We start from the raw sequence: 17,554 nt of genomic DNA on the forward strand, positions 1-17,554 counted from the left end.
GCAAGCTCTCCTTTATTCCAGCGCGATGAGCCCGGCGTGAACGCCGCGGGCGTCACCCTGGCGGCGATGCGACCAGAAAAGCGCCGGGTCGCCGCAGCAGGTGCATTCCTCGGCAACGGCGATGTTCTGTTCGGGAACGCCCGCGCAGCCCAGCCGCCATACATTCAAAGCCTTGGTGTCGATGTGATATTTCTTGCCGCGGCGCTGCGTGAAAGCATCCACTTCACCGCCGAAGCGGCCGGCCAGCGCCAGATAAACATCGCTGTCGGTTTCGAAACAATCGGCGCAGATGGAAGGGCCGATGGAAACCAGAAGGTCGCGGGGGTTTGTGCCATATTGGCGCGCCATCATGGCAACGGTCTTTTCGGCGATGCCCCGGGCGGTTCCCCGCCAGCCGGAATGCACCGCCGCCACCGCGCGGCAGACAGGGTCATAAAAAAACAGCAGCTGGCAATCGGCATAAAAGCCCATCAGGCAAACGCCGGGCAGGTTCGTCATCAGCCCGTCGCTGGGCTGTTTGCCCTCAAAGCCGATGCGGATGCCTTTGCCGCGGGTGGTCACCACATCGATGAGATCGGTGTGTTTCTGCTGGGTGCGGATCAGGTCTTCATAGGAAAGCCCCAGAAGCGCCGCGGTGCGGCTGCAGTTTTCGCGGATATTTTCGGGTGAATCGCCTGTGTGGCGGAAGTTCAGCGAAGCGAAAACCCCTTGGCTGACCCCGCCCCTGCGGGTGGTATAAAGATGCTTTGCTCCGCCCGCCCGCAGCATCTGCGGGGCCTGAAAGGCAACAAAGCCGTTTTCTTCTTTTCGAAGCAGTTTTTCAGTCATTTTTTTCTCCGATCCCGGGTTTCAGCGTATGATCAGGCGTTCTACATGAACGCATTTGCAGGTGGCCTCGTCGATTTCGAAAAGCGCGCCGCAGATGGCGCAATCCAGATCGCTGGATTCGAAACGGGGGCCCAGATTGCCGCGGAAATAGCTGACCGATTGCTGATATTTCACGCCGATCACCGATTCCAGCGCGCCGGTCATGCCGATATCGGTGATATAGCCGCAGCCGCCGGGCAGAATGTGTTCATCGGCCGTTTGAACATGGGTGTGGGTGCCGAAGCAAATGCCGGCGCGGCCATCCACATGATAGCCGAAGGCTTTCTTTTCGCTGGTGGCTTCCGCGTGAAAATCAAAAATAAAAAGATCGGTCTGGTCTTTTTCGTTTTTCAAAATGCGGTCGGCTTCCGCAAAGGGGTCGCCATAGCGAAAATCGCCCATATTCAGCCTTCCCAGAAGGTTGCATACGCATACATCCCGGCCGCAGACTTCGATGTGGCAGAAGCCCTTGCCTTCCAGCTGAGGCGGAAGGTTGGCGGGGCGAAGGATATAGGGCATATCTTCTAAATAGTTGCAGATCTGCCGCTGGGCAAAGGTGTGGTTGCCCAGCGTGATCACATCCGCGCCGCAATCGAAGATCAGTTCGGCCTGCTGCGGGGTGATGCCGCGCATCGAGGCGTTTTCCCCGTTGACGATCACAAGATCCATGGGGTTTTGGCGCAGATAAGGGGGCAGGGCCCGTTCTAAAACAGCAAGCCCGCCCGAAGCGGAAACATCGCCGATGGCAAGAATTCTCATGAAAACAGTATCCCCCTGTGTTTATGGATGAGGGCGGGAGAACTGCTTCCCCCGCCCGTCGTGGTTTTTTATTTGGCCCAGTTGCCCGTGGCCGCCGCTTTCAGATAGGCGTTGATGAAAGGATCGAGGTCGCCATCCATCACCGCGCCGATGTTGCCGTTTTCATAGCCTGTGCGGTGATCCTTGACAAGGGTATAGGGCATGAAAACATAAGAGCGGATCTGGCTGCCCCATTCGATCTTTTTCTGTTCGCCTTTGATATCTTCAACTTTATCAAGATGTTCGCGTTCTTTGATTTCCACCAGCTTTGATTTCAGCATACGCATGGCCACTTCGCGGTTCTGATGCTGGCTGCGTTCGTTTTGGCAGGCCACGATCACGCCCGAGGGGATATGGGTGATGCGGATGGCGGATTCGGTCTTGTTGACATGCTGGCCGCCGGCGCCGCCGCTGCGATAGGTATCCACCTTCAGGTCTTCGGGGCGGATGTCGATTTCCACATCATCCGTCATTTCGGGCATCACTTCCACCGCGGCAAACGAGGTGTGGCGGCGGCCCGAGGTATCGAAGGGCGAAACGCGCACAAGGCGGTGAACGCCCATTTCGCTTTTCAGATAACCGAAGGTGTTTTCGCCTTCGATAAGGATATCGGCGCTTTTGATGCCGGCTTCTTCACCGCCGATATAATCGAGGATCTTATAGCGGAAGCCATGCTGTTCGGCCCAATGGGTATACATGCGGTAAAGCATCCCTGTCCAATCCTGGGCTTCGGTTCCGCCGGCGCCCGCGTGGAACGACATGATGGCGTTGTTGGCATCATATTCGCCCGTGAGCAAAGTTTGCAGCCGCTGTTCATCCATCACGGCCACGAATTTGCGGTAATCTTTCTGCACTTCTTCGAACAGGCTTTCATCGCCCTCTTCCAAAGCCATTTCGATCAGTTCCAGCGTGTCGTTATAAAGCCCTTCCAGCGCGTCGAAGCGGGCGATCTTGGCTTTGAGCTGTTTGATGCGCTGCAAAATCTTCTGAGAGTTTTCGGGGTCGTTCCAAAAACCTTCGGCGGCGGTCTGATGCTCGAGCTTTGCGATCTCATCGGCGGCTGTTTCCAGATCCAGCGCAGAGCGCAGCTCATAAAGCTCGGGTTTCATATTATTTAAGTTGTTCTTGAGTTCTTCAAATTGAATCATATGCGGAATCCCTCCCATAGTTACTACTATTATATATGATTTCGGGGTGCGCTGTCTATACGATTTTTTTGCAGATATTTCAAATTTTGCATAAAAAAAGCGAGAAAGCGCACCGAAAAGTGATAAAAGCGCCGCAAGGCCGCCTGGGTTTCGCAAAAAAAGCCGCCAAAAAGCTCCGCGGGGCAGAGGCAAAAACAGGAAACGGGGGAAGGAATGCGAAAAACGGCAGAAAGTGCGAAATACACGAAAGGTTTACAAGTTTTTTGTTTCTTTTTTTCTGTGCTGTGATATAATAGATTCCGCGTAACGAGCGCCGGGCGCCGGCGTTTGGCAAAAATCGAAAGATTTTAATCACGAAAAACACATAAATTCAAGAATTGCGCAGGTGAAAAGCAATATGGCAAGTTCTTTTTTGAAAAAATTATTCGGCGACACCAGCTCCAAAGAAGTGAAGAAGATCGAACCGATCGTCAGGCAGATCGAAGAGCTGGATGAAGCATACAGCGCCCTGAGCGAACAGGAGCTGAAAGCGAAAACACAGGAATTCCGCAAACGATACAGCGAAGGCGAAACGCTGGAACAGCTGCTGCCCGAAGCGTTTGCCGCCTGCCGCGAAGCGGCGTGGCGCGTGCTGGGCTTAAAGCCTTATCATGTTCAGCTGATCGGCGGCATCGTTCTGCATCAGGGGCGTATTGCCGAAATGAAAACGGGCGAAGGCAAAACCCTTGTGGCCACTTTGCCGGCCTATTTGAACGCGATCTCGGGCAAAGGCGTTCACATCGTCACCGTGAACGATTATCTGGCCAAGCGCGACAGCGACTGGATGGGCAAGGTCTATCGTTATATGGGCCTGACCTGCGGCACCATCGTGCATGAGCTGGATAACGACCAGCGCCGCGCGGCCTACGCCTGCGATATCACTTATGGCACCAACAACGAAATGGGCTTTGATTATCTGAGAGATAACATGGCCATTTATAAAGAAGACATGGTGCAGCGCGGCCATGTGTTCGCCGTGGTCGATGAAGTTGACTCCATCCTGATCGACGAAGCGCGCACGCCGCTGATCATTTCGGGCCAGGGCGATCAATCCACCGATCTTTATCAGCGCGCCGATGCGTTCGCGCGCACACTGACCCCGCTGAAAGTGGTGGAAGTGGATAACAAAGAAGAGCAAGACAGCATCGAAGCCGATTATATCATCGATGAAAAGGCAAAAACGGCCACCATCACCCCCCGCGGCGCCATGAAAGCCGAAAAATATTTCCAGGTGGAAAACATCACCGACCCCGAAAACACCACGCTGCTGCATCATATCAACCAGGCCATCAAAGCCCATGGCTGCATGAAGCGCGATGTGGATTATGTGGTGCGTGAAGGCCAGATCGTCATCGTGGATGAATTCACCGGCCGCCTGATGTTCGGCCGCCGCTACAGCGAAGGGCTCCATCAGGCCATCGAAGCCAAAGAAAAAGTGAATGTTCAGCGCGAAAGCAAAACGCTGGCCACCATCACTTTCCAGAATTATTTCCGTTTATATGAAAAGCTGTCGGGCATGACGGGCACAGCCCTCACCGAAGAAGATGAATTCCGCCAGATCTATAAGCTGGATGTCATCGAGATCCCCACCAATAAAACCGTCATCCGCAACGATCAGCCCGACGCCGTTTATAAAACCGAAGCGGGCAAGCTGCGCGCCGTGATCGAAAAGGTGAAAGAATGCAACGCCAAGGGCCAGCCGGTTCTGGTGGGCACCATTTCCATCGAAAAATCTGAAGAACTGTCGGCGATGCTGCGCAAAGAAGGCATCAAGCATCAGGTGCTCAACGCCAAGTTCCATGAAAAAGAAGCGGGCATCGTGGCCCAGGCCGGCCGGCCTTATGCGGTGACCATCGCCACCAACATGGCGGGCCGCGGCACCGATATCGTTTTGGGCGGCAACCCCGAGGCCATGGCCAAAGAAGATATGCTCAAGCGCGGCACAGACCCCAAGGTTCTGGCCGAAGCCATGGGCTATGCCGAAACCGATGAGGAAGAAATTCTGCAGGCGCGCCGCGAGTTCCAGGAATGCCTGGAACAGCATAAAGCCGCCACCAAAGATGACGCCGAGTTTGTGCGCAACGCGGGCGGGCTTTGCATCATCGGCACAGAACGCCATGAAAGCCGCCGCATCGATAACCAGCTGCGCGGCCGTTCGGGCCGCCAGGGCGACCCCGGCGAAAGCCGTTTCTATATCTCGCTGGAAGACGACCTGATGCGCCTGTTCGGCACAGACCGCATCAGCGGCGTGCTGGATAAGCTGGGGCTGGATGACGACACCCCCATCGACCAGAAGATCTTATCCAACGCCATTGAAACCGCCCAGAGCAAGGTGGAAGGCCGCAACTTCCAATCCCGTAAATATACGCTGGATTATGACGATGTGATGAACCAGCAGCGCGAAGTGATCTATGCCCAGCGCCGCAAAGTATTGGATGGCGACAACCTGAAAGATTCCATCGTTGCCATGGTGCATGGTTCCATCGAGCGCTCGGTGAAAAATGTGACGGGAGAACATAACTTCATCGACCCGCCGCAGGCAGAAGAAATTCTCAAGCGCTGGGAAAAGATATTCATCGCCCCGGGCGAGGTTTCGTTCACGCTGGAAGAGCTGAATGAAATGGAACCCGATGATCTGGTGAAGATCCTCTGCGATAAAGCCGACGCTTTCTATGAAGCAAAAGAAAAAGATCTGGGCAGCGAAATGATGCGCGAACTGGAACGCGTGATCCTGCTGCGCACGGTGGATAGCTTGTGGATGGAACACATCGACGCCATGAACGAGCTGCGCCGCGGCATCGGCCTGCAGGCTTATGCCCAAACAGACCCCGTCGTGGAATATAAGCGTCAGGGCTATGATATGTTCCAGGAAATGATCGATGCCATCCGCGATGAAACCGCCAGAATGATCTTCCTCGCGCGCATCATGGGCCAGAACGCGCCCCAGCGCGAGCGGCTGATGAAGCCCACCGAAACTTCGGATGACGGCACCTTGAAGCGCCAGCCTGTTCGCAAGGATAAAAAACCGGGCAGAAACGATCCTTGCCCCTGCGGCAGCGGCTTGAAATATAAGAAATGCTGCGGTAAAAACGATTAATAAAATGTGACGGTCAGCCCCATCGGGGCAAGGATCGTTTCCCGGCGCGGAGGCGCGCCGAAACCAAAAGGCCGCGATTGAATCGCGGCCTTTTGAATAGATCGAAAGGGTCCCCCATGAAACGGGTTTCATGGGGAAAGGGCCTTGCCCCTGCGGCAGCGGCTTGAAATATAAGAAATGCTGCGGTAAAAACGATTAATAAAATGTGACGGTCAGCCCCATCGGGGCAAGGATCGTTTCCCGGCGCGGAGGCGCGCCGAAACCAAAAGGCCGCGATCGAATCGCGGCCTTTTGAATAGATCGAAAGGGGCTCCCCATGAAACGGGTTTCATGGGGAAAGGGCCTTGCCCCTGCGGCAGCGGCTTGAAATATAAGAAATGCTGCGGTAAAAACGATTAATAAAATGTGACGGTCAGCCCCATCGGGGCAAGGATCGTTTCCCGGCGCGGAGGCGCGCCGAAACCAAAAGGCCGCGATCGAATCGCGGCCTTTTGAATAGATCGAAAGGGTCCCCCATGAAACGGGTTTCATGGGGAAAGGGCCTTGCCCCTGCGGCAGCGGCTTGAAATATAAGAAATGCTGCGGTAAAAACGATTAATAAAATGTGACGGTCAGCCCCATCGGGGCAAGGATCGTTTCCCGGCGCGGAGGCGCGCCGAAACCAAAAGGCCGCGATCGAATCGCGGCCTTTTGAATAGATCGAAAGGGTCCCCCATGAAACGGGTTTCATGGGGAAAGGGCCTTGCCCCTGCGGCAGCGGCTTGAAATATAAGAAATGCTGCGGTAAAAACGATTAATAAAATGTGACGGTCAGCCCCATTGGGGCAAGGATCGTTTCCCGGCGCGGAGGCGCGCCGAAACCAAAAGGCCGCGATCGAATCGCGGCCCCAAAAACGCAAAAAAACAGCAGCCGCAAGAACATTGCGCCTGCTGTTTTTCATACTGCTTAAAAAATCAAAATGCCGTCTGAAAAGGCAGAAGATCAGCGCTCGGTTCCCAAGAAGAAAAGAGCCACTGTGCCGGGGCCGGAATGCGCGCCGATCACGGGGTCAACATAGTTGATCGCCACATCTTTCACATGAAAGCGGGTGCGCACCTGTTCTTCCACATAGCGGGCGTCTTCGATGCAATCGCCGTGGCTGATGAAAATGATCTGTTCTTCGGGGCGGATGGCCAGCTTTTCCATATGGTCGCAAAGGGCATCCAGCGAAGCCTTGCGGCCGCGGGCTTTACCCACGGGGATCAGATGGCCCGCGTCATCCATATGCATCACGGGCTTGATGCTCAGCATGGTTCCCGCCAGAGCGGTGGCCGCCGAGATGCGCCCGCCGCGCTTGAGGTGGAACAGGTCATCCACGGTGAACCAGTGGCAAAGATGCAGCTTGTTTGCTTCCAGCCAGTCGCGGACTTCTTCAAGAGAACCGCCCTGTTCTTTCAGCAGGCAGGCGTGATAGACCAAAAGCCCTTCGCCCATGGAAGCCGCCAGCGTATCCACAGAATAAGCCTTGCGCTCGGGATATTTCGAAGCCGCTTCTTCCAGCGCCATGGCGGCGGTCTGATAAGTGCCGCTCAGGCCCGAAGAAAAGCCGATATAAAGGACATCGAGCCCCTGGGCCAGCAGGCGGTCGAAAAGATCCACGCACATGCCGGGGTTCACATGGGAAGTTTCAACGGTTTTCTTTTGGCGCATCAGGTCATAGATGGGCTTTAAATCGGTTTTTACCCCTTTGGTATAGCTGGTATATTCTTTATCTTCGATTCGAACCGTCAGCGATAAGATCTCAAGCCCAAAACGCTCGATCATCTCTTCGGGAAGATTGGCGGAAGAATCGGTGACAATACAATAAGCCATAAAAAATTCTCCTTTTCGTTAGATGCCGCAGGCGTGAGCGTAATTGATGAAAATATGGCTCATCAGCGTATGCCCCGCCCGGTTGGGGTGAATGCCGTCTAAGCATAACAGATCGGAATAATCACCCTGTAAAAACGGTGTTCTGATATCTATTATACGGCACCCGCACCGCGATGCAAGCCTTTTGATGGCGGAACTGTAAAAATTGTGGAATTCATAAATGGTCTGAACGGAACCAAGCCAGGTAAGGATCTGATCGGGATGGGGAATGTTGCGGCTGAAAAAGCGGAAATAGCGGGAAGAATCGATGGGGGGCAGCGTCATCAAAATCGGTTCCACCCCTTTCGCCCGCAGATCGGCGATCATGGCGCTTAAATTATGCTCAAAATCGCCCGGCGAAACCTTGGGCGGGTTTTCGGCCCGCGGATGGGCGGCCACCTCGGGCCAATCATGATCCACATCGTTGCCGCCAAAACAGATCACCGCCGCATCGTAACCGCAGCCCGGAAAGATCTTCTGGCGCTCGGTTTTCAGGCCTTTTTCGCTGGTCATGCCATAGCGCGCAAAATTATCGATCTGGATGCCCAGCGCCTGCTGCACCTGCTGGGCGCAGTTTTCTTTCAGATGGATATAACGGCCCCCGGCTTCATCCCAAACAACGCCGCGCAGAATGGAATCGCCCAATACGGCAACCTTTTCGATCATACAGTATCGCCTCTTAAAAAAATAATACAATCTAATTTCAATAATTAGGTTATCACATTACGATATGAAAGTCAACAGCCGAAAAGAGCTCTTGTCTATTCTTCACAATTATGTTACACTTAATTCAGTTTTTTTCGAAGGAGATGAAACGATGGAAGAGCAAATGCTGACACAAGAGCTGGAGCAGTTCCTCAATTCCATGGAAACGCCGTTTTTGCCCCGCTGGGAAGCGCTGCCCGAGCTGGAACTGTATATGGATCAGATTTTGGTGTTTATGGAAAAATATCTGCAGCTGTTTGCGGGCGATAAAGAAAAAGTGCTGACCCCCGCCATGGTGAACAATTATGTGAAGCTTGGGCTGCTTCCGCCGCCGGTCAAGAAAAAATATTCCAGGGGGCATGTGGCCCGCCTGATGACGATTTGCATGCTGAAACAGATTCTGCCCATTTCGGCCATCTCTTATCTGATGAGCCGCTGGAAAGAGGGCGCAGAAATGGAAGCCACCTTCAACGGGCTGGTGGAAGGGCAGGTCGATGCCTTGCAGGAAACCGCCCAGCAAACGCGGCTGCGGCTGGAAGAAAGCGGCGAAGCCGATGAACTGGCGCGGCTGGCGCTTTATCTTTCGGCCCAGGCCAATGCCCAGCGCATTCTGGCCGATCGCATCACGGCGCTGCTTCAGGCGCAGGAAATGACCCAGGCGCAGGCCGCGGAACCCGCAAAAAAGAAATAGCGCCCTTGCTTTTTCCGCCGCAATGTGATAAGGTGAAAACGGTCAACAGACAACTGAACATATGGGGGAGCTTGTAGGCAGGCTGAGAGGAAGTAATCAACTTCGACCCTTCAAACCTGATTTGGATAATGCCAACGGAGGGAAAATAAAGTATGCAAGCCGAAATCCGTAAGAAATCCACGGGTTTCGGCATTTTTTTATGCCCGAAAACGGCGGAAAGGAAGAGCAGCATGAACTATTCAACACAAATGGAGGCCGCCCGCAAGGGGATCGTGACCCCACAGATGCAGGAAGTGGCAAAACAGGAAAAGATAGAGCTTTCCCAACTGATGGCGCTGATGGGCGAAGGGAAGATCGTTATCCCCGCCAACCGCCATCACACCAGCCTCAGGCCCGCGGGCGTGGGCAGCCGCCTGAAAACCAAGATCAATGTGAATCTGGGCACTTCCCGCGATTGCCTGGATCTGGAGGTGGAAATGCAGAAGGTGATGGCCGCCGTGAAAATGGGGGCCGAAGCCATTATGGATCTCAGCTCGTTCGGGGATACCCGCGTTTTCCGCAGAAAGCTCACCGCCGAATGCCCCGCCATGATCGGCACAGTGCCGATCTATGACGCGGTGGTCTATTATCATAAACCGCTCAAGCAGATCAAGCCCCATGAATGGATCGATGTGGTAAAGATGCACGCCGAAGACGGGGTGGATTTCATGACCATCCATTGCGGCATCAACCGCGCCACCGCCCAGCGTTTCAAAAAAGCCAAGCGCCTGACCAACATCGTTTCCCGCGGCGGTTCCATCATCTTCGCGTGGATGGAGCTCACCGGCAACGAGAACCCGTTTTATGAATATTACGACGAAGTGCTTGAGATCTGCCGCGAGCATGATGTGACCCTGAGCCTCGGCGATGCCTGCCGCCCCGGCAGCCTGGCCGACGCCGGCGATCTTTCGCAGATCGAAGAACTGGTCACTTTGGGCGAACTGGCCGCCCGCGCCTGGGAAAAGGATGTGCAGGTCATCATTGAAGGGCCGGGGCATATGCCGCTCAACCAGATCCGCGCCAATATGGAGATCCAGCAGACGGTCTGCAAGGGCGCGCCGTTTTATGTGCTGGGGCCGCTGGTCACCGATATTGCGCCGGGCTATGACCATATCACCGCCGCCATCGGCGGGGCCATCGCCGCCACCTATGGCGCTTCGTTCCTCTGCTATGTGACGCCCGCCGAGCATCTGCGCCTGCCCACGGTGGAAGATGTGAAAGAGGGCATCATCGCTTCGCGCATCGCCGCCCACGCGGCAGATGTGGCCAAGGGCCTTCCCGGCGCTGCGGATTGGGATGAAAAGATGAGCCGCGCCCGCAGCAAGCTCGATTGGGAAGAGCAGTTCTGCCTGGCGCTGGATGGCGAAAAAGCGCGCCGCTATCGCGCGGAATCTACCCCCGAGCGGGAAGATACCTGCACCATGTGCGGCAAAATGTGCGCTGTGCGCAATATCAATAAAATTCTGCGCGGCGAAGATGTGGATATCATGGAAGACGCAAACGATTAAAAATTTGCCCTCCAAAAAGCCCCGAACGGCAGCGAAAGGCTGCCGTTCGGGGCTTTTATCATGAGGATGAAACAGAGAAAAGCAGAAAGGAAAGATCAGCGTGTCTTGTCGATGACGGTGTCCACATCCATCAGCGGCGCCAAAACGGTTTTATAATTGCGCAGGGAATAACCGTCGATGGCGACGCGGGTCATATAAAGGCTGTCGCCGGTTTCATACTCGCGCCGGAAGAAAAAGTGGCTCACCGAGCAAAACAGCTCAAAGCCATATTCCTGCGCCGCGCGATAGCGGGCGTCACTGGGATAGACCAGTTTGCCATAAGGATAAACAAAGGCGCGCAGCGGCCCCACGATGGGCACCACTTCGTTTTTCATTTTTTCAAGGTCGCGGCGGAAGCTGGCTTCGGTGTGTTTGTTCACATCGCGGTGGCCATAGCTGTGAGAAGCGAAGGAATACCCTAGCTCTTTCAAACGGTCCGCCAGCGCGGTGGCTTTTTGAATTTCGCCCTGGCGGTCGCCCTCATAGCCTTCTTCCGTGCGATAGCCGAAAACGCCGGCAAAGCCCGTCATGCAGAGGGTGGCGCGGGCATCGTGGGAAGAAAATTCGGGATGCTCGGCGATAAAGCTTTCCAGCAGGGGGATCCATTCGTTTTCGGCGGAGGTTTTGGCGCTGCCGTCTTTCTGATAGGTGACGGAAAGGATGTTTTTATTTTCATCCAGAATAAGGCCATCTACCATGCCATGGCCCCGCTTGCGATAATCATAGACCACATCGTCAACGGAAAGCACGAAAGGCTTGCGTCCCTTGGGCACAGAGATGCTCGGGGCAAAGCGCAGCTTGCCGTCTTCGCCGCGGGCGTAAGTATCATAAAGATCCACCAGACTATAGCCGTTTTTCCAAAGTTCTTCCAGCATCCGGTTGAATTCGGTCACGGTGATGCATTCGTTGTCATAGGGCATTCTGCCATCGGGGCGGCGAATTTCGGGATAGGCGATGAGACAGTGGATAAAGATATGGGGCACTTCGCCGCTGTAATCTTCATAGGCGATCCGGGGCTTTTCGGCGGGTGTTTCGGCTGGTTTTTCAGCGGGGGCCACAGGCTTCGGCTGGGGCTGGGCGGCGGAAGGCTTCGTGGTTTCAGAAGAGGGGTTCTCTTTTTCGGGGGCGGTGGAAGGGCGGTTGACGGCGGTGCAGCCGCAAAGCAGGCAGCAAAGCAGCGCCAGCGAAAGAAATCGTTTCATTTCTGCGGGCTCCTTTCAAAAAAGGTTCTTTTCTGAACTATAGACGGCGAATTCCCCGAAAAAGTTGCCCAAAAAGCCAAGATATTTCTTTTTTCCCCAGAAAAAAAGCTTCGCACCCGTTTGGGGCGCAAAGCTTTTGAAAAAGATCAGTTCGCAAATTCCGATTTGACGCGGGGGTCGAAGAACGCATACAGAAGATCGACGATCAGGTTGATAAAGGAAAAACAGATGGCGAAGGTGATCACGCAGCCGAGGATCATGGGGATCTGGCGGCTTTGCAGGGCATCGATGAGCAGACGGCCGATGCCGGGCCAGGCGAAAATGTTTTCGATGAGGATCGCGCCGCTGAAAAGTTCGCAAAGGCGCAGGCCGGCCACCGTGATGATGGGGATCAGGGCGTTTTTCAGCGCGTGCCTGCGGATGACGGCGGGGTAAGACATCCCCTTGGCGCGGGCCGTGCGGATATAATCCTGACGGATGGTTTCCAGCATGGAAGAGCGGGTGATGCGCGAGATATAGGCCATATCGCAAAAGCCCAAAGTGAAAGCGGGCAAAACGATGCATTTCCAGCTGTCGGAACCGGAGGAGGGGAACCACCCCAGCCGAAGCGAGAAAAACAAAACCACCAGCAGCGCCAGCCAGAAGCTTGGCATCGAAACGCCCACGAACGAAAGCATCATGCTGAACCCGTCAAAAATGCTGTTCTGCTTCACCGCGGCCACAACGCCGATGGGCAGCGCCATGCCGATGGCGATAACGGTGGCGGCGGCCGCCAGTTTGGCGGTGAAGGGCAGGCGATAAAGAATCTTTGTACGCACCTTGCCCGCATCATCGATCAAAAGCGCCTTCATTGTGCGCCCATATTGCACGATCATCGGGTCGTTCAGGCCATGTGCCTCGCGGATGGCTTCGATCTGCTTCGGGTCGGTCACGCCGCGCAAAACGGCCTTGTTGGGGTCGCCCGGGGCCCAGCGCATCATCAGATACACCAGAAAAGTGACCCCAAACAGCACGGGGATCATATAAAGCAAGCGCTTGAGCACATATTTCGTCATAAAAGTTCGTCATCCTTTTCAGTCGTCATAGGTATCACCTTATCATAAAAAAACAGGCATTACAAGGGAAAAACCCCTTGATAAATGCCTGTTTTGCAGTTTCTAAACATAGAAAAAATAAGAGATAATTTGGTGAATTTAGCAAGAAAAGCTATAAAATGTTTTCTGACGGATCATCCAGATGGGCAATGTGTTTGCGATAGAAAGAAACATACAGCAAAAGCCCGGCCGCCAGCGCCACGATCTCGGCCAGCGGAAACGCGAACCATACAGCCCGTAAACTGATTTTTGAAAACAGCCAGGCCGCCGGCAGAATGATCACCAGCTGGCGCAGAACGGAAATGAACAGGCTGTTTTTGCCGCGGCCCACCGCCTGAAACAGGGTGGAAAGAATGATGCCGAACCCGGCGGGAACGAAGCACAGGCAGATCGTGCGGAACGCCGGAACGCCGATCTTCAGCATGGCGCCCGTTTCATCAAACAGGGAAAGCAGCTGCGCGGGGAAGAACAAAAACAGCAGAGTGCCCGCCAGCATGATGGAGCAGGCCAGCCCGATGCCGATGCGGAACGCCTGCAAAAGCCGCTTTTTGTTGCGCGCCCCATAGTTATAGCCCATAATGGGCATCACGCCGTGGGTCAGGCCGAAACAGGGCATGAACACAAAGGATTGCAGCTTGTAATAAACCCCCAGAACCGAAATGGCCGTTTCGGAAAAAGCCGAAAGGATCTGATTGAGCGACATCACCAGAACCGAGCCGATGGATTGCATCACGATGGAAGGCAGCCCCACCACATAAATATCGCGCAGGATATGCTTTTGAAAGCGGAACCCTTTCAGCGAAACGGAAACGGCATGCTCTTTGCGAAAGATGATATATAAGCTGAAAAACATCGAGAAGATCTGGCCGATGACGGTGGCGATGGCCGCGCCCGCAATGCCCATGGCGGGGAAAGGGCCGATGCCGAAGATCATCAGCGGGTCGAGGATGAGGTTGATGATGCAGCCCGAAAGCTGAAACAGCATGGGGTAGATCATGTTGCCTGTGCCCTGCAAGGTTTTTTCCAGCGCGATCTCAACGAAACAGCCGAAGGAAAACACGCTGACGATGGTCAGATAAGTGTCGCCCGCTTCGATCACCGCGGCGGAATGGGTGAACGAAGAAATGAACGCGCGGGAACCCAGCAGGCCGAACACCGCGAAAATAAGCGAAGTCAGAAACGCCAGCACCACCCCGTGGGAAGCGGCGGAATCGGCTTCGGCGCGGCGCTTTTCGCCCAAACGGCGCGAAACTAGCGAACCCGCGCCCACCGCTGTGCCCACCGCGGCGGCAATGATGAGCTGCTGGATGGGGAACGCCAGCGAAACGGCGGTGAGGGCGTTCAGGCTGATTTTTGAAACAAAATAACTGTCGACAACATTATAAAGCGATTGCATCAGCATCGAAAAAACGGCCGGCAGCGACATCGAGAGGATCAAACCAAACATGGGCGCTGTGCCCATTTTGTTTTCTTTTGCCTGTTCCATTGAAATGAGGTCACTTCCTTTACTGATTGAAATTACACACAAATAAATATAATAGCATTGTTAAGGTATGAAATCAAGGCGGCGGACAAGAAAAAACACAAAAAAGCAGCCAACGGCTGCTTTTTTGTGTTTTGAGAGAGAATTAAGTTTGCAGAAAACACAGTTTCTTCCGGAGAGCATATGAGGGAAATATGCATAGAGGGAGGTAGGTAAAATCAATAAGAGAGAAGAAACCGGAGAAACCGTTCATTTTTCTGCGGCCGTGCCAAGGGGGGGAAGGCACAGCAGTGTAGCACACACATCATGAAGGCGCGCGGTCGGGAAAACTGCGGCGCCAATCGGTCGAACTACAAATTCAGTTTATCAAACTGCGGCCAAAGGTGCAATATTTTTTCGCGAGGAAAATATAAAAATTCTATGAACAATATTATTAATACGGTAAGAATAGCTAAAAATAAATACCGTACTAATAAGATGATAAATAAGCGTCAGAAAAAAATCGTTAAAAAATTATCATTGCGAAGCCCGAAAGGCTTCCGTATACTGGCAATCGTATGGAGTATGTCACCTGCAACAAACAACAAGGGGGAAAATCTATGAGCGTTCAAATTGACTATGCTGTGATCGATGAGATCATTGGCCGGCATCCTGCCGATTCCAGCAGCGTGATCGCCATTTTGCAGGATATTCAGGCGGAATATCGTTATTTGCCCAGAGAGATCTTTGCTTATCTGGCCAAAAAACTGCAGATGAGCGCAGCGAAAATCTATAGCGTGGCCACCTTTTACGAGAATTTTTCTTTGGAACCCAAGGGAAAATATGTCATTAAGATCTGTGACGGCACCGCCTGTCATGTGCGCAAAAGCATTCCCATTCTGGAAACGCTGCGCAAAGAGCTGGATCTTTCCAGCAAAAAGATCACCACGGATGACATGCTGTTCACGGTGGAGACCGTGTCTTGCCTGGGCGCCTGCGGCCTTGCCCCCGCGCTGACGGTGAACGATAAGGTGCATGGCAGCATGACGCCCGATAAGGTCATGGAGCTGCTGAGAACGCTGAGGGAGGAAGCCTAAATGCTGCATAACAGAGAAGAACTGCAACAGCTGCGCAAGATCAGCCGCAGCCACTTTGATGCTCAGACCAAAAAAATTCTGATCTGCGCGGGCACAGGCTGTGTTGCGGGCGGGTCGCTGGAAATTTATGCGCGCCTGGTGGAACTTTTGAAAGAAAAGGGAATCCACTGCCAGGTGGATCTGGAAAAAGAACCCCACGGCGATGATGTGGGCGTCAAGCGCAGCGGCTGCCACGGCTTTTGCGAAATGGGCCCGCTGGTGCGCATCGAGCCCCAGGGCTGGCTTTACATCAAGGTGAAGATCGATGACTGCGAAGAGATCGTGGAAAAAACGATTTTGGAAGGGCAGCCCATCGAGCGCCTTTGCTATAAGAAAAACGGGGAGATCTATAAAACACAGGAAGAGATCCCTTTCTATAAAAAACAGACCCGCGAAGTGCTTGAGCACTGCGGCCATATCGACGCCACTTCCATTGAAGAATATATCGCCATCGGCGGTTATGAAGCCTATGAAAAGGCTTTGTTCGAGATGTCGGGCGAAGAGATCGTCCGCGAGATCGAGCTTTCCAACCTGCGCGGCCGCGGCGGCGGCGGGTTCCCCGCGGGCAGAAAATGGGAACAGGTGCGCCGCCAGAAGGCGCCCCGCAAATATATCGTCTGCAACGGCGACGAGGGCGACCCCGGCGCGTTTATGGATCGCAGCGTCATGGAAGGCGACCCCCACCGCCTGCTGGAAGGCATGATGATCGCGGGCATCGCCTGCGGTGCACAGGAAGGCTATATCTATGTGCGCGCGGAATATCCCATGGCGGTCAGCCGCCTGAAGCTGGCCATCGAGCAGGCCCATGAATTCGGCCTGCTGGGCGAAAACATTCTGGGCAGCGGCTTTTGCTTTGATATCAAGATCAGCCGCGGCGCGGGCGCTTTCGTCTGCGGCGAAGGCAGCGCGCTGACCGCTTCCATCGAGGGCAAGCGCGGCATGCCCCGCGTGAAACCGCCCCGCACAGTGGAAAAAGGCCTCTTCGAATGCCCCACCGTGCTCAACAATGTGGAAACCCTGGCCAATGTTTCCCAGATCATTCTGAGGGGCGCCCAGTGGTATCGCGGCATCGGCCCCGAAAACAGCCCCGGAACCAAGGCCTTCGCCCTCACCGGCAATATCGAAAACACCGGCCTGATCGAAGTGCCCATGGGCACGACCCTGCGCGAGATCATTTTCGATATCGGCGGCGGCATGCGCGGCGGCGCGGAATTCAAGGCCGTTCAGATCGGCGGCCCTTCCGGCGGATGCCTGACGAAAGAGCATCTCGACCTGCCCCTTGATTTCGATTCCCTGCAAAAAGTGGGCGCCATGATCGGTTCCGGCGGCCTTGTGGTCATGGATGACAAGACCTGCATGGTGGAAGTGGCCCGCTTCTTTATGAATTTCACCCAGAATGAATCCTGCGGCAAATGCGTGCCCTGCCGTGAAGGCACCAAGCGCATGCTGGAGATCTTAGAACGCATCGTGGCCGGACAGGGTCGCGACGGCGATATCGAAATGCTGGAAGAGCTGGCGGAAACCATTTCGGCCACCGCGCTTTGCGGCCTTGGCAAAACGGCCGCCCAGCCTGTGCTGAGCACGATCAAGAATTTCCGCGAAGAATATGAAGCGCATGTTTATGAAAAGCGCTGCCCCACCCATAACTGCCAGAAGCTCAAACGCTATTATATCGACGCCGAGCTTTGCAAAGGCTGTTCGAAATGCGCCAGAATGTGCCCCGTTTCGGCCATCAGCGGCGAGATCAAGCATCCGTTCACCATCGATGAAACGAAATGTATCAAGTGCGGCGCCTGCTTCGATGGATGCAGCTTCAAAGCCGTGAAGGAGGGTTAAGC

17 protein-coding genes and 1 riboswitch are annotated in these 17,554 nt (G+C 54.4%); of the genes, 9 read left to right on the forward strand and 8 right to left on the reverse strand.

Annotation, left to right across the window (positions count from 1 at the left end; all coding sequences use genetic code 11):
• Positions 1 to 12: 12 nt before the first annotated feature.
• The 3 genes from pgeF to prfB all read right to left on the reverse strand — a co-directional run bounded on the left by pgeF (position 13) and on the right by prfB (position 2,813).
• Complete coding sequence (pgeF, locus tag ACJA3I_RS03345) at positions 13 to 828, reverse strand: peptidoglycan editing factor PgeF (protein ID WP_458863359.1); 816 nt, start codon at positions 826 to 828, stop codon at positions 13 to 15.
• A gap of 21 nt (positions 829 to 849) precedes the next feature.
• Positions 850 to 1,626, reverse strand: a complete 777-nt coding sequence (locus ACJA3I_RS03350; protein WP_458863360.1) for a TIGR00282 family metallophosphoesterase — start codon at positions 1,624 to 1,626, stop codon at positions 850 to 852.
• A gap of 68 nt (positions 1,627 to 1,694) precedes the next feature.
• Positions 1,695 to 2,813 (reverse strand): peptide chain release factor 2, encoded by a 1,119-nt coding sequence (gene prfB / locus ACJA3I_RS03355; protein ID WP_458863361.1) that lies wholly within the window; start codon positions 2,811 to 2,813, stop codon positions 1,695 to 1,697.
• A gap of 397 nt (positions 2,814 to 3,210) precedes the next feature.
• On the opposite strand from prfB, the gene secA reads away from it, so the two are divergent.
• The 5 genes from secA (at position 3,211) to ACJA3I_RS03380 (ending at position 6,746) form a co-directional block, all read left to right on the forward strand.
• Complete coding sequence (gene secA / locus ACJA3I_RS03360; RefSeq protein WP_458863362.1) at positions 3,211 to 5,949, forward strand: preprotein translocase subunit SecA; 2,739 nt, start codon at positions 3,211 to 3,213, stop codon at positions 5,947 to 5,949.
• Positions 5,950 to 6,079: 130 nt separating this feature from the next.
• Entirely contained in the window at positions 6,080 to 6,148 is a 69-nt protein-coding gene (locus ACJA3I_RS03365) for an SEC-C metal-binding domain-containing protein (RefSeq protein WP_458863816.1), read from the forward strand.
• 131 nt (positions 6,149 to 6,279) lie between these two features.
• On the forward strand, positions 6,280 to 6,348 hold the full coding sequence (locus ACJA3I_RS03370) for an SEC-C metal-binding domain-containing protein (RefSeq protein ID WP_458863816.1): 69 nt from the start codon (positions 6,280 to 6,282) through the stop codon (positions 6,346 to 6,348).
• 130 nt (positions 6,349 to 6,478) lie between these two features.
• Positions 6,479 to 6,547: an SEC-C metal-binding domain-containing protein gene (locus tag ACJA3I_RS03375; protein ID WP_458863816.1), complete on the forward strand. Its 69-nt coding sequence runs from the start codon at positions 6,479 to 6,481 to the stop codon at positions 6,545 to 6,547.
• Positions 6,548 to 6,677: 130 nt separating this feature from the next.
• On the forward strand, positions 6,678 to 6,746 hold the full coding sequence (locus ACJA3I_RS03380) for an SEC-C metal-binding domain-containing protein (protein WP_458863816.1): 69 nt from the start codon (positions 6,678 to 6,680) through the stop codon (positions 6,744 to 6,746).
• A gap of 185 nt (positions 6,747 to 6,931) precedes the next feature.
• Here the strand turns inward: ACJA3I_RS03380 and ACJA3I_RS03385 are convergent, their stop codons facing one another.
• Complete coding sequence (locus ACJA3I_RS03385) at positions 6,932 to 7,801, reverse strand: DegV family protein (protein WP_458863363.1); 870 nt, start codon at positions 7,799 to 7,801, stop codon at positions 6,932 to 6,934.
• A gap of 18 nt (positions 7,802 to 7,819) precedes the next feature.
• Positions 7,820 to 8,506, reverse strand: a complete 687-nt coding sequence (locus ACJA3I_RS03390) for an SGNH/GDSL hydrolase family protein (protein WP_458863364.1) — start codon at positions 8,504 to 8,506, stop codon at positions 7,820 to 7,822.
• Between the two features lie 151 nt (positions 8,507 to 8,657).
• Between ACJA3I_RS03390 and ACJA3I_RS03395 the strand changes: the two genes are divergently transcribed.
• Positions 8,658 to 9,236 (forward strand): DUF1836 domain-containing protein, encoded by a 579-nt coding sequence (locus tag ACJA3I_RS03395; RefSeq protein WP_458863365.1) that lies wholly within the window; start codon positions 8,658 to 8,660, stop codon positions 9,234 to 9,236.
• A 53-nt stretch (positions 9,237 to 9,289) separates the two neighbouring features.
• Positions 9,290 to 9,396, forward strand: a riboswitch (TPP riboswitch).
• Positions 9,397 to 9,466: 70 nt separating this feature from the next.
• A complete protein-coding gene (gene thiC, locus ACJA3I_RS03400) occupies positions 9,467 to 10,783 on the forward strand; it encodes a phosphomethylpyrimidine synthase ThiC (RefSeq protein ID WP_458863366.1) in 1,317 nt (438 codons plus the stop codon).
• A gap of 95 nt (positions 10,784 to 10,878) precedes the next feature.
• Here the strand turns inward: thiC and ACJA3I_RS03405 are convergent, their stop codons facing one another.
• From ACJA3I_RS03405 to ACJA3I_RS03415, 3 genes are all read right to left on the reverse strand, one after another.
• Entirely contained in the window at positions 10,879 to 12,024 is a 1,146-nt protein-coding gene (locus ACJA3I_RS03405) for a polysaccharide deacetylase family protein (protein WP_458863367.1), read from the reverse strand.
• Positions 12,025 to 12,170: 146 nt separating this feature from the next.
• A complete protein-coding gene (locus ACJA3I_RS03410; RefSeq protein WP_458863368.1) occupies positions 12,171 to 13,079 on the reverse strand; it encodes an ABC transporter permease in 909 nt (302 codons plus the stop codon).
• Between the two features lie 151 nt (positions 13,080 to 13,230).
• Positions 13,231 to 14,604 (reverse strand): MATE family efflux transporter, encoded by a 1,374-nt coding sequence (locus ACJA3I_RS03415; RefSeq protein ID WP_458863369.1) that lies wholly within the window; start codon positions 14,602 to 14,604, stop codon positions 13,231 to 13,233.
• A 596-nt stretch (positions 14,605 to 15,200) separates the two neighbouring features.
• Between ACJA3I_RS03415 and ACJA3I_RS03420 the strand changes: the two genes are divergently transcribed.
• Positions 15,201 to 15,677: a complex I 24 kDa subunit family protein gene (locus ACJA3I_RS03420; RefSeq protein WP_458863370.1), complete on the forward strand. Its 477-nt coding sequence runs from the start codon at positions 15,201 to 15,203 to the stop codon at positions 15,675 to 15,677.
• Complete coding sequence (gene nuoF, locus ACJA3I_RS03425) at positions 15,678 to 17,552, forward strand: NADH-quinone oxidoreductase subunit NuoF (RefSeq protein ID WP_458863371.1); 1,875 nt, start codon at positions 15,678 to 15,680, stop codon at positions 17,550 to 17,552. It begins immediately after the preceding gene.
• Positions 17,553 to 17,554: the final 2 nt, after the last annotated feature.

It is taken from the genome of Acidaminobacterium chupaoyuni, assembly GCF_047936785.1.
In the GTDB taxonomy this organism is placed as follows: Bacteria; Bacillota; Clostridia; order Oscillospirales; family Butyricicoccaceae; genus Acidaminobacterium; species Acidaminobacterium chupaoyuni.

Bases quoted from the DNA above. Each gene is read 5' to 3' on its own strand.
- thiC (WP_458863366.1), top strand. From the start codon at position 9,467: ATGAACTATTCAACACAAATGGAGGCCGCCCGCAAGGGGATCGTGACC.
- ACJA3I_RS03410 (WP_458863368.1), bottom strand. From the start codon at position 13,079: ATGACGAAATATGTGCTCAAGCGCTTGCTTTATATGATCCCCGTGCTG.
- nuoF (WP_458863371.1), top strand. From the start codon at position 15,678: ATGCTGCATAACAGAGAAGAACTGCAACAGCTGCGCAAGATCAGCCGC.
- prfB (WP_458863361.1), bottom strand. From the start codon at position 2,813: ATGATTCAATTTGAAGAACTCAAGAACAACTTAAATAATATGAAACCC.
- ACJA3I_RS03415 (WP_458863369.1), bottom strand. From the start codon at position 14,604: ATGGAACAGGCAAAAGAAAACAAAATGGGCACAGCGCCCATGTTTGGT.
- ACJA3I_RS03405 (WP_458863367.1), bottom strand. From the start codon at position 12,024: ATGAAACGATTTCTTTCGCTGGCGCTGCTTTGCTGCCTGCTTTGCGGC.
- pgeF (WP_458863359.1), bottom strand. From the start codon at position 828: ATGACTGAAAAACTGCTTCGAAAAGAAGAAAACGGCTTTGTTGCCTTT.
- ACJA3I_RS03420 (WP_458863370.1), top strand. From the start codon at position 15,201: ATGAGCGTTCAAATTGACTATGCTGTGATCGATGAGATCATTGGCCGG.
- ACJA3I_RS03395 (WP_458863365.1), top strand. From the start codon at position 8,658: ATGGAAGAGCAAATGCTGACACAAGAGCTGGAGCAGTTCCTCAATTCC.
- ACJA3I_RS03350 (WP_458863360.1), bottom strand. From the start codon at position 1,626: ATGAGAATTCTTGCCATCGGCGATGTTTCCGCTTCGGGCGGGCTTGCT.
- ACJA3I_RS03385 (WP_458863363.1), bottom strand. From the start codon at position 7,801: ATGGCTTATTGTATTGTCACCGATTCTTCCGCCAATCTTCCCGAAGAG.
- ACJA3I_RS03390 (WP_458863364.1), bottom strand. From the start codon at position 8,506: ATGATCGAAAAGGTTGCCGTATTGGGCGATTCCATTCTGCGCGGCGTT.
- secA (WP_458863362.1), top strand. From the start codon at position 3,211: ATGGCAAGTTCTTTTTTGAAAAAATTATTCGGCGACACCAGCTCCAAA.